Genomic DNA, 15,728 nt, shown 5'->3' on the forward strand with positions numbered 1-15,728 from the left:
TCCATAGGTGTAAAAAATGTGTGAGAAATATGTATCGGACAAGCTTTCAGTGTGTCGGGAAGAACGACAATATGCTTTATATTTAAGTAATATTCTTCGATATTACAATACAGAATCCAGAAGAAGTGCTGTTCCTGATGCCAAGAAGATTTTCAACGCATGTGCCATTCCTCCTGATGCTGCTATCGATGAGGTTTTCATTGAAGCTTCATTTATGCGAGATTATTTTGAAAGAAACAGAAGAACTTACTTGTCAAAAGATTTTGAAAAGACTATATTGCAGACGCACTTTACTCCCAAACGAAATAATTATAAGGTAGACAATATAAAACAAAGATTTTAACTACAAATTGCTGGAATATGTAAAGGGTGATGATGATGGACTTAAAAATGCTTTTGATAATGGAAAGATACTTGAAATAAATTACGGCCACAATGAGCCTCCTCAATAGAATCCCCCCATTGAAAAGCGATGAGCGTGCACATCTGTTCGCTATGATGAATTGTAAGCCCGATCTTGCGGTAACATATAACATAGGAGACAAGAGAAAGCTGCTTCTGATAGAATGCAAATTTGAATCGCCCGAAAGTAAGTCCAATGGCTTTAGGCAGACAGAACTGCAATGGTTTGTTGCCGATTTTATCTGTAAGTATCATTTGCTAGGACAAATGGAATTAGCAGATTGTATGCTGCTAAAAGTTAATGACGAGAGCGGGCATTCTTTGTTAGTCAAGTTTGCAAGACAAAAAAGTCGTGACAAATACAACTCTAATACAATCCTTATTGAAAATCTGATAAGTGAAGAATTAAAAATATTTAAACAAGCTTAGATAACTGTTAAAGATGCCTGTTAAAATTCTATGAATTGGTAAAAATGTGCATTGATTTTTGGTCTCTAATCGATATAATGAAAGTAGAAATAGAGATGTTTCCGATGTAAGAGCATCGTAAAAAGTTGTGCTGCGGATGGAGCAGGGTAATTATTCCATCTCATAAGATACCATTTGCAGGTATCGAGCCCGGCAACGGGGATAAACGTTGTAGTCCAGGCAGGGGACTTAATTATTTCTGCACCTTTAAGGCATCTTAACTGGGTGCCAAGGCTGACAACCAGCAGAAAACTCTTAGCAAAAAAAGATTTGAGGAGTGTGTTTAACCGCACACTCCTCTTTATGTGTACGGAGAATAAATGCTAACTAAGGCCGAAAAGAAAAACAACATACGTCAAGAGATATTAGATGCTGCTATTGTGTACAGTCAGAATCTTGCAGGACGGTCTTTTTTATATGTGTATGGGGAGGAATATTTTGAATTATACTTTCCAACAAACAGATTTCTGCATCTGACTGGTGTTGCAACTTATTTGTCTGGTAAAGAATTTTATAAAAATGCTAAGAATGCAACTTTAACATGTGATCAGTTCTTTTTTAATTCTGAACACCCTTATAACTCGGCTCGAAAGAAACTGCCGTGCTTAAAAAGAGCTCCTGAGCTTACAAATACTATGGTATGTGTATTGAAAGATATGCAAACGCTTTCTATAACATATAAGTTGAGTGTTACTAATTTGGAGTTTACTTTGGGATTAGTACAGCAGACTGATAATAATGGTAACGCAATGCCTAACAGGTTTATTCCAATGACTCTACGTGTGGAAGATTCATCTGTTAACAAAAGTGGCGGTGGAGAGGTAATCGATTTTATCTTTTCTAAAGATGCAAGTAAAGCAATCTATGATACTTTGACGATTAAGGACGAACGCAAAGAGATACCTGAAAGCGTACGAATGCTCATAACCAAAGAGCTTTGTGAGTCAGAAGTAAGCAATCAGGAATGATTAATACATATGTATAGAAAAGTGTTTGACCAGTTGTTTGACCAGAGGTCAAGTCGGTGCCGTCAAACCTCCTTTCTACGCTGGTTTCGGAGAAGTGTAATTCGTGTTCGAATCACGTCACTCCGATTGCTGGAACCGCATATTTATGCGGTTCTTTTTATGTATTGGCTTATATGTATTGGCTTATATGTATTGGCTTATATGTATTGGCTTGTGTGTATTAGCTTATATATTGGGAACATCTTGGAAAAGTAGATGATGCATCATATGTCATTAGGAATATGAGTAAGCTCATGGATTATGAAAAGAATGGACTGATATTAGGAGATAATCTTATTGTCACGATGGAAACTCTTGAGAGACCTCTGAATATAAGAATTGTAGAAGAAAAAGTTAGCTTGTTTTTAACATGAAGAATTAAAGTGGTATTGAACGATTTATATGGGAGAAAAATAAGCTATTATATTTTGCACCTTTAAATATTTTTTAATTTCTTTTAAGGTACTACCATAATAATTGTAGTAGAACACTATCACGTCCAAATGGAGAATACACAATGTATGAAATAAATAAACGAGAGATACAGGAAGCAATAGAAGCTGCTGACGTTGCACTTGAGCACCTCTTTAGAGCAAAGAAAAGCCTTTCAAGCGCTAGCGGCTGGGGGCTCTTTGATACACTAGGTGGTGGATTTATAAGTGGTCTGATCAAACATGCCAAGATGGGCGATGCAGAAGCAGAAATAAATGCTGCCAAGAAGGCTCTTGAAAGGTTCTCAAAAGAACTGCGAGATGTTCAAGGCTACTCTTCAATTCATATTAACGGACTTCTTACTTTTGGAGACCTATTCTGCGATGGTTTTCTTATGGATGTCATCGTGCAGTCACAAATTGGAAAAGCCAAAAGAGAATGTGAACAGGCAATAGAGAAGGTTACAAAAATAAAGCATGACTTACAAACAATGCTCAGATAAAAAGGAAGGTTATTTCATGGAGAAACTTCAATCAAAAATTGCAGAATATGTAGGAAATTATTCACGAAAGCATGGCTATCCGCCAACTGTTGAGGAACTCATTAGAACATTTGGGGTTCCTACCATCATATGTATGATGTTCTATATTTTGAATCTATTCAGGATCGGAATGGTAAGAAATTCCTTGTTCTTTGGTACAGGAAATTTAAAACTCATTCCTATAAAAACTAAGTAAAACGAATAATAGAAAAACCTCTGGAGAAAAACAATTCAAATGTCTCTCCAGAGGTTTTTATTATACATTTAATATTATTAGTTTGAAGAAGCTTCGCTTGCGGCCTCGGTAGACTCTTCAGCTGTAGCAGCAGATTCCTCTGTGCTTGCAGCATCATCGGAAGCTTCTGAAACAGAATCATCAGCAGACTCCTCTGTTCCTGTGATATCCAAAGAAACCTCTGCGGTTGCACCTTCTGCAGCTTCGCTTGATCCGCCAACCTTGCTATAGATGATAGAACCTGCGATTGCGGCAACAAGTGCGATAGCAACTATAATACTTGTAATCTTAGCAATCTTAACGTGCAGCTCATGCTTGGCAATCCTTGCCTTACGTCCTGCTTTTTCTTTTTTGTAAGCGTCGACTTTTTCCTGACTCATTTCCTTATTCCCCATTTCCTGGTGCAGTAATAAGATTGTCATACGATTCCATTTTTCTAACAATACAGGAATCTAAGACTTAATTACACCCGATCAATCCAAACAGCTATTTGTATAGCACAGTCTGGACATCAACTCTCCCAATACCTATAACTGCAACCATATTTCTTTTTTGTTAGACAAGAATATATTATACCCTAAATGTGATAAAAGTGTTATGAAAAGATAACAAAATACAAACAAAATCTCTGCTGATATGTGTAATGGATAAGGCGGTGAATATGTTGATTAATTGAACGCATTAATGATATGTTATTTTAGATTTTTAAATTTGGGAGGATACGATGAAAAGAAATTTAACAAGAATAGCAGCCGCTATAGGAACTGTTTTTATTGCTGCATCTCCTATTACTGCATACGCTGCAGAGGCTGACAATACTGATGAGCTGGTGATAAAGCTTGAAGATTTGAACATGGAAGTTGCTGTTCCTGATTTCTATGAATTTGTTTTTGATAGAACCCAGTCTTATCGCGGAGATCTGGGGGACTATGGCATAGATGTCAATGCTGCTATGGAGAGTCTTGAAGGCGCAAATACATTTTTTGAGGCTCTTTATATTGATAACGATTATTTCAGCGAATCTTATATGACCTACAACGTGTCAGATACAGACTTTAAAAATCTTAAAGTTTTGTCTGACGAAGATCTTGATCGATTTGGTAAGTCCGCAGCTGCTTCAGCGACCATGCAAGGTTATAAGAACAACCTGAAGGCAACATTTGATGGAGTATACAAGGACGGAAATGGAATACCTTATGTTAGCCTTCAGATGACATTTACTCATGATGAAAATGGCGATGGCACCTCTTACTGCCTGGGAACAATAGTTGATGGCAAGGGCTATTATTATTACACCAGGTCTTATGCACCAGAAACCACGATGGATTCTCTGAAGGAGTCTACAGAGGCGCTGGTTGAAGGCGTTACTTACTACAATGCATATAAGGCAGAGGAAGAAATGCTGGATAATGCGGCTGCAGAAAGCACCAGTACTCCACAAACTCTGACGCAGGACGAGTATGTTCAGGAGCAGCTTGACAGATTAAAAAATGATCCAAATAGCAGTAAGAAAATGGGCGATATTTGGAAAGAACAGGAAGAAGCACAGAAGAAAGCAAATATTTTCTTTCTTATAGGTAAATGGACAGCAAGAGGCTTATTAGTTGTATTTGTTATCATTATAATTGCTGTGATCAACAAGATTAAAACTAAAAAGGCTGAGAAACAGTGGTACAATGAACACGGAACCTATAATAACGATGATTCAAATGGAAGTTTTTGATTTATGAAGTTTTATTTTGCACCAATGGAGGGGATAACTCTTTATCCTCTTAGAAATATCCACCATGAAATGTTTGGTGGAACTATCGACAAATACTACACTCCGTTCCTTACGGCTCATCACAATTTCCATTTCAAGAAGAGGGAAAAGAGAGATGCCCAGCCTGAGTATATTGCCGGCTTTGAAAACTATGAAGAGCAGATAGTTCCTCAGATCATGGCAAACCGCCCAGATACTTTTCTGTGGGCGGCCAGAGAGATGAAAAAGCTTGGATATAAAGAAGTTAACATAAACCTTGGATGCCCAGCCGCCACTGTGACAAACAGCAATAAGGGAGCTGGACTCCTGACAGATACTGAGTATCTTGACAAGATGCTAGGCGATATTTTTATGGAATATGACAAGGATGTTCAAAGCGCTTCAAACGCAGATGCAAGGACACTTCCTGATATTTCCATTAAGACCCGCCTTGGTTTTACTGATGAAGCAGAGGCAGATTCCCTCATGCGTATTTATGCCAAATATCCGGTAAAAGAGCTAACTATCCACGCCAGAGTTCGTGAAGATTTTTATAAAGGTCAGCCAAGGCTTGAAGCTTTTAAAAGAGCTGCAGAAGTCTATAGAAACGAAGGCGGAAAGGCGGATATCTGCTACAACGGAAATATCTTTTCCGCAGATGACCTTGCAGGGCTTGATGCGACAATAAAATCAGAGAATATCTCCTCTGTGATGCTGGGGCGCGGCCTTTTGACAGATCCCGCTTTGGCAAGAGTTCTAAGCGGAGGCGATGCATTAAAGTCAGAAGAACTTAGAGAATACTTGAAAAGACTCTATGAAGAGTATGCTGAGTTCATTCCTGAAGAGAGAAATGTGATCTTTAAGATGCTAGAGCACTGGGCTTTTCTTCATGTTCACTTTGAGGACTGTGAAAGAAACCTCAAGCTAATCCGCAAGGCCCGCAGTAAGGGTGAGTACTTTGCAGCGGTTAACGCAATATTTCATGACTGTAAGTTTGTTTGATTTTTTGATGGCTGTTATCAGATGCTGTTCAAAATAATATGTGAATAAAAAAGAGGCTATTACCCGTAATCTTGTGATGAACGAGTAATAACCTCTTTTTGCATAATATAATTTTATCATTATACTCTCAAAGGAAAAAACTAGCTAAAGATGAGCTTTATTACTGGCATCTCTGCATGCTGATCCTGCTACCAGCAGCAACTGACTCGGTGATAAAGGCATTAGCTCCAATAACTGAGCCTTCGCCGATAACGGTTTCGCCGCCCAGGATAGAAGCACCAGCGTAGATAGTAACATTGTTCTGGATAGTAGGATGTCTTTTTACACCCTTAAGTGTCTGACCGCCTCTTGTGGAAAGACCGCCTATTGTAACTCCCTGATAAATCTTGACGTGATCTCCGATAATTGAAGTCTCGCCAATAACAATACCTGTGCCGTGGTCAATCATAAGATACTTGCCAATTGTAGCTCCGGGATGGATATCAATTCCAGTTCTGCTGTGGGCATACTCTGTCATCATGCGGGGGATAAGCGGCACCTTTAGAAGGTACAGTTCATGGGCTATCCTGTTAATTGTAGTTGCAAGAAGTCCAGGATAGGACAAGATAACTTCTCCTTTACTGTAAGCTGCCGGGTCGCCGTCGTAGCAGGCCTGAAGGTCTGTATCTACATATTCCCTTATTTTAGGAAGCTGTTTGAAAAACTCGTGAGTGATGCATCTTGCGCCGCACTCAAGAGTCTCATCAGAAGCATTTGCATACTCTGGACTATGATGAAAAGCAATTGCAATCTGCTTCTGCATGTTGTAAATAACGTCCTCAATGACAATAGATATGCGGTTACTGTCGTTGTAGCTCTTGTAAATCTTATCTCTTGAATATCCGGGATAAATAATCCTTAACAGCTTAACCACAATATCTTTTACCGCGTCCCTGTCTGGCTGGTTAAAGACATCCATCTGATCCACATCGCGGCCTTTGGTGTAGTCATCCAGGATCAGATCTACTATATTTTTTATCTCATTTTTTAATTCATCAGTGTTTTTCTTTGACTTGAAATCCATAATGATCTTCCTACCTATATTCAATATCTTCACCATGTTTTTGCCCAAAACCTAGGTATCTCTAGCGGTGAATGATTTTTTTATATTGTACCACAAAATCCATTGTGTAAAAGATAAATCTGCTGTTGGGAGTTATAATCTAATTCTATAAATGGTATCTCTACCTATAGATTGTGAAAACTAGTCCAATATGTTTTCTGTGTTTCTGAGGAAATAATTATTCTATAACATGAGTGTTTCCAATAAAAAAATATTTTTTCTCTAATATATTATAAGAAACATGTCGATAAATGTAGCGAGGGAATATATTTATATAGAATTGCGTTAAAGAAAAAAAGTTTTAGATTCACAAGAAGTCATATAAATCTGACAAAGGGATTTGTCATAAGGTACATGGATGTACACGTAATATAAGATTGTAACTGACGAAAGAATGTCGGTAACCTTTATAAATGTGGAGGTACATGTCCTATGATGAGATCACTTTGGTCCGCTGTTTCAGGCCTTAACACACACCAACTTGAGATGGATGTCATCGGAAATAATATTTCAAACGTAAATACAACAGCCTATAAATCACAGGCCACAGGTTTTCAGGATGTTCTTTATCAGACCATAAAAAGTGGTTCTGGTGCAGGACAGAATACTGGTGCCATAAGTGCTACTCAGGTGGGCCTTGGATCTAAGGTTAGTTCAGTATATACAAATATTTCAGCCCAGGGCTCAATGCAGACTACAGGAAATGCACTGGATCTTATGATCACAGGACCTTCATTTTTTATAGTAACTCCTGACAATGCAACCAGAAACTATAGTAGAGATGGTTCTTTTGCCATAGATGCAAACGGAGATCTTGTTACGCAAGGCAACGGATATTACGTAATGGGCGTAATGGGAGAAGGTGGAGTTACTAATGGAGCGACAGTAACCAAACTAAATGTCATAAACAGAGTTTCTGTTCCTGGCAAAAATCCGACTGATCCGGCCAGAATGATCGATTATATGGCGGGTTCGCCAACTACTCAGGCTTATTTTAAGGGAAATATCGATAGCGATGATCCTTCATTAAAAGAAGGAAAAGGCCTTGCTTTTGAAATCTATGGAAATGACGGTAAACCATACACTTTAAAATTTACAATTGATACAGCAGGGGACGAAGATCCGAGTACATTCAATCTTAATTTGGATTCTGTTATAGATGAGGACGGTAAAAAAGTAACGGTTGACCAGTTTGAGCCTATAAAGCTTGAATATGATAAGCATAATGGAAGACTGACAAGTGGAGACAATGTCCAGATAAACGTAAGCGGCGAGGGTGCTAATATAGGCAGCTTTAATCTTGACCTTTCAAACACCACCAATTTTGCAAGCTCAATGTCAGGTCACAATTCAACTATTTACGCTTACAAGGGCGATACCCAAGGATTAAACAAAGGTTATCCAGAGGGAGAACTTACTCAGATTTCATTCGGAACCGATGGTTCTATATATGGAAGATATTCTAACGGCCAGACGATTAAGAAAGGACAGATTGCAGTAGCCGAGTTCAACAACGCTATGGGTCTTGAAAAAGTAGGCGATAATCTGTATGCTGCCTCACTTAATTCCGGAGCTGCACAGGTTATGGATGTAACGACTGATGGTGGATATATTAACAGCGGAGTGTTAGAGGCCAGCAATGTTGATCTTGCAAAAGAGTTTACAGACATGATCACAACGCAAAGGGGATTTCAAGCAAATAGCCGCGTAATAACGACATCTGACGAGCTTTTACAGGTCCTCAAAGGCCTTAAAAGATAATGGTAAATAGTATAAAAAATGTATAAAGTTTTTATAAAAAATGGAAACTGTGTAAATTTTTACAATGTTATGAAATTTTGAATCGTAGAGCTGGACTGGTGTTCAGCTCTTTTATATTTGGAAACTGTGAAAAAACTTTGAAAAAGTAGTTGTATTTCATTTCGCTAAGGTATATATTAGGCTTACACGGCGAGAAATAATCTTAGCTAAACACTAGATAATATTAACTTAAAACAGTTAAGATTCATACTTAATATAAAGGCAAAACCATCGGAAGATGGTGACGCAAAGCTAAAGGGTCTTAAGCACTTTTTTGAGTGCCAGATAGCCAGTTGCTGGTGTCATTTTTGACACTAAGATGATGGCCGAACTGTTAGAAGTAATTCCCACAGACGGTCTATTTTTTTGGAGAAATGAAAGTACATGGTAGTTCATGGATGAACGGTCTGCATTGGTTATGCGGACTTAGTACAAGGAATTATTTTTTTGTGACTGGAATTTAAGCTTTGCGAGGCCTTTTTATTACTATTGTTGAGGTATCTACGCGAAGTTTGTCTGCGATAGATACCTTTTTTACGTTTGAAGGGCAGGGAAAATGGCAGAACTGAATCTTAAGAAGCTGAGCAGAGCAGAACTATTAGAGATGATGATCTCTTTTTCCGAGGAAGCGGAGGCTGCCAAGCAGCACGAAGCAGAACTCAAGGAAGAGTTAGAAAAAGAAAAAATGATACTCCAGCATGATTTCGCTGAAGAGAGAGCGCAGATGCTAAGGAACTTCGATGAAGAAAAGGCGGAGATGAGAGCCAAGTTCAATGAACAGAAGGCTCAGATGCAGGAGAAATTTGACAAGGATATAGCAGGACTCAAGGCAAGGCTTGAGAGAGAAAAGGCTCAGATGCAGGAGCAGGTGGACGACAAGCTCTTTAAGATGGAGAATTCGCAGTCTCTTGCTGAGGCTTCCATCAAGCTTGGAGGCATCATGGAGTCGGCTCAGAGAGCAGCAGATCTTTATGTCAGCACTTTGAAAAAGAGTGCTGAGGCTGAATACAAGGAACTTATGCTGGAGATAGAAACTTCAAGGCTCAAGGTTAAGAGAGCAGAGGAGATTCAGCTTAAGAAAATTGCCGAGAAGGCAGGCAAGACAGTTGAGGAAGTTTTGGAAGAAGCTTCTGAGAGCGAGAACAAGAATGACAGGCAGGAAGAAATTCCTGTGGATATAACAGAAGCAGCGAGGGAGAAGACAACAAAGGATAAGACATCAAGGAAAGCGACAGTAGAAAAGTCAACATCAAGGAAAACAACTGCTAAAAAAACTACAGAAGATAACATCAAGGAAACCAGGAAGAGTACCTCTGCAAGAAAGAAAAAAGATGAGTGATACACAAAACCTTAAACCTTCGATAGATGAACTGAGGAAGGAACTTAAAAGGGAAAACAGCAAAAAAGAATACCGTAAGGTTCTGCGCAACACACTTATAGTTGTGGTTTTTGTGGCAGCTTTAGCGGTTCTTGTATCTAGCTTTTTTGTTACAGTTTTGAAGGTTACAGGAGACAGTATGACTCCTACACTTGAGACGGGGCAGATAGTCATAGCCCAGAACAGCAAGGAGTTTGAGGTAGGAGATTTACTGGCGTTCTATTATAACAACAAAGTTTTGGTAAAAAGAGTTATCGGTTCCCCGGGAGACTGGGTGAACATCGATGAAGATGGTAAGGTTTCAGTTAACGGAGTTGAACTAGTTGAAGATTATGCATCAGATTTTAGCTTGGAGCCCACTGACATAACATTTCCATATCAGGTTCCCGAGAACAGATGGTTTGTTTTGGGAGATCATAGAAGCGTGTCCATTGATTCAAGATCAAGTGTTGTAGGATGCGTGACCAAGGAACAGCTGATCGGCAAAGTGGTATTTAGGGTATTTCCATTCAGTGAATTCGGTGGCCTGTGAAGATACATGCATAGAAAACTTAGTTTGAGGTAATGAAGCATGCGCAAAGTTGACGAGAATCGCGCACAAAACTACATAAAGAAGCACCGCGGTAATAGGAGATGGATGGCCTTTGCTTTGTGTGTTTCGATTTTTACTGGAACGGTAACGCTTTATCTTTTGAACAAGCCTGCAACAGCTATGACAGAAGACGGAGCCAAGCAGGTGGGGCTTGTACTAGAAACTGCGGATGACGATTTTGAAATGGGTCTTATCGAGCAGATGAATGCTGACAAAGCTGCTGCTCAAGAAGATACACAGGTAACAGAATCATCTGACGAGATTGTTACCTTAGATGTTTCAGAACTAGGTAGTGAAGATGCTGCTACTGAAACTTCTAAAACCTGGGAGGAAATTATTGAAGTTATTCCGGAGGATGAAACTGGGGCAGATGCTTCTATCTCAGCTTCGTCCGAGGATGCTTCAGATGCTTCATCTTATGTTTCATCAGATGAAGAGAGCACAGACGCTTCCACAAACGCTTCCTCTGAGGAAGGTAAGATTGTTAAAAAGATAAATGCTGAGGACGTTAAAGATGTTGTCCTTACAGCAAGATTTATAGATGCACAGGGTCAGGAAATAGCTGACAGCTACGAGTATTTGATAGAGTCTGAGGATGGCAAGGCTGATCTTACAAAAGAGGCAAAAGAGATAGAGAAATACTTCTACCTGAATGCAACCATTGATTCCAAAAAGGTTGTAAGCCTTGAAAAGAAGACTGCTAAGGCAGAACTTATCACAGATGACCAGGAAGATTTAGATGAGAACGCGCAGACAGATACAGCTGCAGCATTCTCAGTAAGCACTGATGAAGAAGAAACTTTAGAAGACTCTCTTACATACACCTACTATGTTGCCAAGACTTCTGATGGTCAGGAAATAGAAATCGAAGAAGATACTGATCTGGTATTTAACTATGTTGCAGGAAATACCAAGGAAGAGTTCGTATATCAGAATGATGAAGTGACTGTAACGGTCAAGCTCTCCAAGCCAGGAATCCTTCCTGAGGGGGCAGAACTTTCTGTTAAGACCCTGGATAAGGAAACAGAAGGTTACAACTACGCAGCATATATAGATGCACTCAACGAAAATGCCAACAAGATAGCAGCTGCAAATGGTGCTGCTGAGGCAATTGAGTATACAGACAACAATACAGTTCTTTTTGATATCGCCTTCATGTATGAGGATATCGAGTATGAACCTAAGGACGGTTCAGTTTCAGTATCAATCAGCTTTAATAACAAGCAGCTTTCTGATGGTCTTGGAACAGAGAACTCCGATGAAGTTGCGCTGGTTCACCTTCCTGTTGCAGAAGAGATCATGCAGGAGCTTGATGCAACAAGCGATGCTACTGACATAACAAGCTCAGACATCTCAGTAGAGATTTTTAAAGAGGCTGAGGTTGAGCTTTTAGATAACAAGGACGTTGTGTCTTTTGAGACAGAGTCTTTCTCAGTTTATGCAGCAATCAAATATACAGATGATGGCAGGAGCTGGGTTGGTAATCAGGAATATAGAGCCAAGGAAATCATAAAAGGTCTTGGTGATGCAACTTATTTCGGTGTAGTTGCTGATACCTATAACGGTGGAAACAACCACAGTGAGGCTAACATTGCGGTAAGAGAGATTACTAATATTCAGAACTTTACTATTGGTATTTCTACAAAAGTGTTCTACAGCCTTGATGAGTATAAAATCACTGTTTACAAAGTAGTTGATGGCTCTCCTAAAGAGGCAACATTTAAGTTTGCTATGTATTCTGACCCTGATGGCAAGAACAGGATACCTGGGACAGAGTTTTCTATTACTACAGATGCTAATGGTAAAGGACAATATACAGCTGATTACGGAGAACTGTTAAAGACAGGTAAATATCCAAGATTATATGTATTTGAGCTTAATGAAAATGATGAAGCTGTCATGGAAGGCGGACTTGCCGGTAAATATGAAGTAAGCTATGGCGGCAATTCAGCGGAAGCGCCTTCAGATACAGTTGGATCCTTTGCTGATAACTATGTTGAGACTGTTGGACTTGGAAGTTACACAGCAGAGTATGTTCTTCAGAAGGTCGATGGAGCAACTATTTACTATCCAACTTCCGGGAATTCTTATGTTGGAGTTACATACCATCAGAATCAGGTATATGGCAGAAAAGCTGATGGCACCTATGGTTGGACTAACTACGTATACACTGAATATACTGGTAAGGTAATGCCTGTAAGTGCTTCTGGTATGCGTAATACTGCAGGTGAACTATCCAAGAATCTTGTATATGCTGCTAATTATGCGGATGTTGAAGTTGTTAACATTGTAGCTACCAAGGAATATGGAGACCTTCAGACTGACCTTAGTACCATATACTTCAAGGATGCAAAAGATCCTAACAACTACGCAGTAAATACTGGATTTAAGCTTGATGAAAATAAGCTTATCGTGATCAATGTTGATCTTACAGGAACCAAGAATTATACACTTAATAAATTTACCTATAACGGAGAGGGAACTGGTGACTGGAGTCAGGCAGCCAACCACGTTGTGATAAATCTTGTTGAGAAGGATTCAAGTGGCAATTACGTTCCATTCAAGGGAACAGTTAATACGGATATTCTTTCAGGAACTCTGATTGCTCCTGATGCGACGATAAATGTATACGGTTCATACAGTGGAACAATCATTGCAAACAGAGTAAACAAGTACTGTGAAATCCACAAGATGGATCTTAGAAGCTATCTTGATTCCTCAGCGACATTTGAGATTACTAATAAAGGACTTGAGAATCATCCATTTGAAATTGTTGCTTACAAGTATGTGGATAATCAGGAGCCCGATCCTAATCAGGTTTTCTCTTTTACACTGAGATACTACCAGGCATGGGCTGATCACTGGGCTACTATAGATAGCAATATTCAGAATGTCGGAGATACTATCAAGTACACAGTAACCAATCCGGCAGATAGTCCGTTCTATATGCTTTATGGTGCTGATCAGGTGTACTATTTCCTTCTGACTGAGAATGATACATCCAAGGACTATGAGAAAGACGAGAGCGGAATTCTTGTAAAGGTTAAGTTTTATCCCAAGAAAAATGCTTCGGATGTGGTAGAAAAAGAGATAGAAGAGATTTGTTATTACAGACTATCCAAGGATGAAGTAAGCAATGCTATTAAAGGCAATCCTTCTGGGTATGCAAACAATGCTCATCGCATGAATGCCCAGAATGAGTCAAAGATAGGCCATCCATCAGGTAAGGAAGCCTTCTATAACATCAGCAAAAATGCAACGATGCTTAGAATCCACAAGATGGTTGTTAATGACTTTGGATCAGGCTTTGTAAGAGATGCTACAGGAACAGCTCTTTTATCAAATGTTAAGTTCCGCATAACCAATAACGAGACCCAGGACTACATTGTCTTTACAGGATTTACCGGAAGAGCCAATAGTAAGGGAGTTGCTACTGAGTACGATGGAAAGACCCATCAAGAAACTGGCAAGAAATATGATGTAACCTACAACCAGAGTGCACAGTGGACTATTGAGGGACTTAAGGCAGGAACATATACAGTAGATGAGGTGGCAGATGGCCTCACATTTACTTATGATCCGAATACAAATACCAGCACAGTAATAGATAATGAGCATCATCTGTATCGTGTAACAAAATACGATGTGACAATTGATGGTGATGCCAATAGTAGTTCTTATGGTACTGGCGGTAATAATTTACGTAAAGTTTTCTCCCGCGACCTTTATGGTAAGCGAGATGAAGCACCATCCGATGTTAAGGTTGGAAGCGGAGCAATACAGACAGTTCAGGTATGTAACTACTACAGTATCCCTGTTGGACCAATACAGGTTACCAAGAACTTCTCTGGTGGAAAGTGGCCAGAAGGCCAGAGCTTTACATTTAACATTGAGGGATATGGTTATATTTCTTATAACTCAGAGGGACAGGAGATTGATACGGCTGTACTTGGAGCTCAGCCAATGCCTGAGAGAACTGAGGTAAGCGTATCATCCGCTAATGCCCAGTTTGATGCAACGACTGGACAATATACAGCTATAGTAGACTTTGGCTCTATACCGTTTAAGTATGAAGGATGGTATTACTACAAGATTACTGAGCAGAATACCGGAGTAAATGGTGTTAAGTATGACTCAACGACCTACTACTTAAAAGTCCATGTAACCAAGAAGTACACTCAGTTCAACAAGACTTACAAGTATAGCAATATGACTCTTCCGGAGAGTTATCACAATCCTACAGGTAACTCAGAGGAGACTGTAACAGTAGTTGAAGATTTCTGGTACCTGGGAGCTGATATCACCTATGCAACAGATGGTTCCTTTACAAATCAGGTTGGTCAGTGTGAGCTATACCTGGGAATTGGACCTGATACATCACTTCAGTTCTTGAATGACTTCGGTCAGATATGGACAATAGGTGCTCTTAAGGATATAGCCTTCAACAACTCGCTTGTTGGTAATCTAACAGTAAGTAAACAGTGGCTTGATCAGGATGGCAATGAAAATTCAGCAAGTCATACGTCACTTACGCTATATATCTGGCAGAGAGTAGTTGGAACTAAAAAGTGGAAACTGTATGAAGGCACTACAATTCAGCTTTCTGCAACTAATAACTGGACACAGACTGTAGAGAACCTTCCTCTTACTGATGAGAAGGGCCGTCAATATGAGTACTGTGTAAAAGAGCCGGATGAATACTTATCCACATTCCATGTGACTTACACCTACCAAGGAGTAGCTGTAGATGGTAATGCCCAGAAAAAGATAAAGGTTGGCTCAGATAGCCAGAGAGATACTGGATACGTGATGAACCTTGGAAATGATAATAGCTATGGATCAGTAACTATTACAAACAAGGCCATCAGCACATACGCACTTCCTTCTACAGGCGGTGTTGGAACAATTCCTTTTGCTACATCGGGTATTTTGATGATCACACTTGCATTTATTGGAATGCTACTTGTTAACAAGAGGAAGAAAACAATTATTTAAGGTTTTAGAATCGCGAGATTTTAAATACAACTA

General features: G+C 39.4%; 12 protein-coding genes and 1 riboswitch. Of the genes, 10 read left to right on the forward strand and 2 right to left on the reverse strand.

The window, feature by feature from the left end:
• The first annotated feature begins 16 nt into the window (after positions 1-16).
• The 4 genes from G631_RS0103215 (at position 17) to G631_RS0103245 (ending at position 3,046) form a co-directional block, all read left to right on the forward strand.
• Positions 17-343, forward strand: a complete 327-nt coding sequence (locus G631_RS0103215) for a hypothetical protein (protein ID WP_026488226.1) — start codon at positions 17-19, stop codon at positions 341-343.
• Positions 344-1,190: 847 nt separating this feature from the next.
• A complete protein-coding gene (locus tag G631_RS21085) occupies positions 1,191-1,838 on the forward strand; it encodes a PBECR4 domain-containing protein (RefSeq protein WP_196803808.1) in 648 nt (215 codons plus the stop codon).
• A gap of 556 nt (positions 1,839-2,394) precedes the next feature.
• On the forward strand, positions 2,395-2,811 hold the full coding sequence (locus G631_RS0103240; RefSeq protein WP_026488228.1) for a hypothetical protein: 417 nt from the start codon (positions 2,395-2,397) through the stop codon (positions 2,809-2,811).
• 16 nt (positions 2,812-2,827) lie between these two features.
• Entirely contained in the window at positions 2,828-3,046 is a 219-nt protein-coding gene (locus tag G631_RS0103245) for a hypothetical protein (protein WP_026488229.1), read from the forward strand.
• Between the two features lie 77 nt (positions 3,047-3,123).
• Here the strand turns inward: G631_RS0103245 and G631_RS17815 are convergent, their stop codons facing one another.
• Positions 3,124-3,465, reverse strand: coding sequence for a hypothetical protein (locus G631_RS17815; RefSeq protein WP_035789278.1), 342 nt, complete (start codon positions 3,463-3,465; stop codon positions 3,124-3,126).
• A 344-nt stretch (positions 3,466-3,809) separates the two neighbouring features.
• Between G631_RS17815 and G631_RS0103255 the strand changes: the two genes are divergently transcribed.
• Complete coding sequence (locus G631_RS0103255) at positions 3,810-4,808, forward strand: hypothetical protein (RefSeq protein ID WP_026488230.1); 999 nt, start codon at positions 3,810-3,812, stop codon at positions 4,806-4,808.
• Positions 4,809-4,811: 3 nt separating this feature from the next.
• Entirely contained in the window at positions 4,812-5,828 is a 1,017-nt protein-coding gene (locus G631_RS0103260; RefSeq protein WP_026488231.1) for a tRNA dihydrouridine synthase, read from the forward strand.
• Between the two features lie 160 nt (positions 5,829-5,988).
• Here G631_RS0103260 and epsC read toward each other — a convergent pair whose 3' ends face one another.
• Positions 5,989-6,891 carry a serine O-acetyltransferase EpsC gene (gene epsC, locus G631_RS0103265; RefSeq protein WP_026488232.1) on the reverse strand — a complete coding sequence of 301 codons (903 nt, stop codon included), beginning with the start codon at positions 6,889-6,891 and terminating at the stop codon, positions 5,989-5,991.
• A gap of 471 nt (positions 6,892-7,362) precedes the next feature.
• Here epsC and G631_RS17820 point away from each other — a divergent pair, with 471 nt between their 5' ends.
• The 4 genes from G631_RS17820 to G631_RS0103285 all read left to right on the forward strand — a co-directional run bounded on the left by G631_RS17820 (position 7,363) and on the right by G631_RS0103285 (position 15,695).
• Entirely contained in the window at positions 7,363-8,691 is a 1,329-nt protein-coding gene (locus G631_RS17820) for a flagellar hook protein FlgE (RefSeq protein WP_035789280.1), read from the forward strand.
• A gap of 250 nt (positions 8,692-8,941) precedes the next feature.
• Positions 8,942-9,031, forward strand: a riboswitch (cyclic di-GMP riboswitch).
• 255 nt (positions 9,032-9,286) lie between these two features.
• A complete protein-coding gene (locus G631_RS19870) occupies positions 9,287-10,069 on the forward strand; it encodes a hypothetical protein (protein WP_051196780.1) in 783 nt (260 codons plus the stop codon).
• Positions 10,062-10,640 (forward strand): signal peptidase I, encoded by a 579-nt coding sequence (lepB, locus tag G631_RS0103280; protein ID WP_026488233.1) that lies wholly within the window; start codon positions 10,062-10,064, stop codon positions 10,638-10,640. Before G631_RS19870 ends, lepB begins: the two co-directional genes overlap by 8 nt.
• Before the next feature lie 39 nt (positions 10,641-10,679).
• Positions 10,680-15,695 (forward strand): Spy0128 family protein, encoded by a 5,016-nt coding sequence (locus G631_RS0103285; protein ID WP_081671211.1) that lies wholly within the window; start codon positions 10,680-10,682, stop codon positions 15,693-15,695.
• The last annotated feature ends 33 nt before the right edge of the window (positions 15,696-15,728 follow it).

This window comes from Butyrivibrio sp. XBB1001 (assembly GCF_000424505.1).
Taxonomy (GTDB): domain Bacteria; phylum Bacillota; class Clostridia; order Lachnospirales; family Lachnospiraceae; genus Butyrivibrio.

Bases quoted from the DNA above. Each gene is read 5' to 3' on its own strand.
- lepB (WP_026488233.1), top strand. From the start codon at position 10,062: ATGAGTGATACACAAAACCTTAAACCTTCGATAGATGAACTGAGGAAG.
- G631_RS0103285 (WP_081671211.1), top strand. From the start codon at position 10,680: ATGCGCAAAGTTGACGAGAATCGCGCACAAAACTACATAAAGAAGCAC.
- G631_RS0103215 (WP_026488226.1), top strand. From the start codon at position 17: ATGTGTGAGAAATATGTATCGGACAAGCTTTCAGTGTGTCGGGAAGAA.
- G631_RS17815 (WP_035789278.1), bottom strand. From the start codon at position 3,465: ATGAGTCAGGAAAAAGTCGACGCTTACAAAAAAGAAAAAGCAGGACGT.
- G631_RS19870 (WP_051196780.1), top strand. From the start codon at position 9,287: ATGGCAGAACTGAATCTTAAGAAGCTGAGCAGAGCAGAACTATTAGAG.
- G631_RS0103260 (WP_026488231.1), top strand. From the start codon at position 4,812: ATGAAGTTTTATTTTGCACCAATGGAGGGGATAACTCTTTATCCTCTT.
- G631_RS21085 (WP_196803808.1), top strand. From the start codon at position 1,191: ATGCTAACTAAGGCCGAAAAGAAAAACAACATACGTCAAGAGATATTA.
- G631_RS0103255 (WP_026488230.1), top strand. From the start codon at position 3,810: ATGAAAAGAAATTTAACAAGAATAGCAGCCGCTATAGGAACTGTTTTT.
- G631_RS0103240 (WP_026488228.1), top strand. From the start codon at position 2,395: ATGTATGAAATAAATAAACGAGAGATACAGGAAGCAATAGAAGCTGCT.
- G631_RS0103245 (WP_026488229.1), top strand. From the start codon at position 2,828: ATGGAGAAACTTCAATCAAAAATTGCAGAATATGTAGGAAATTATTCA.
- G631_RS17820 (WP_035789280.1), top strand. From the start codon at position 7,363: ATGATGAGATCACTTTGGTCCGCTGTTTCAGGCCTTAACACACACCAA.
- epsC (WP_026488232.1), bottom strand. From the start codon at position 6,891: ATGGATTTCAAGTCAAAGAAAAACACTGATGAATTAAAAAATGAGATA.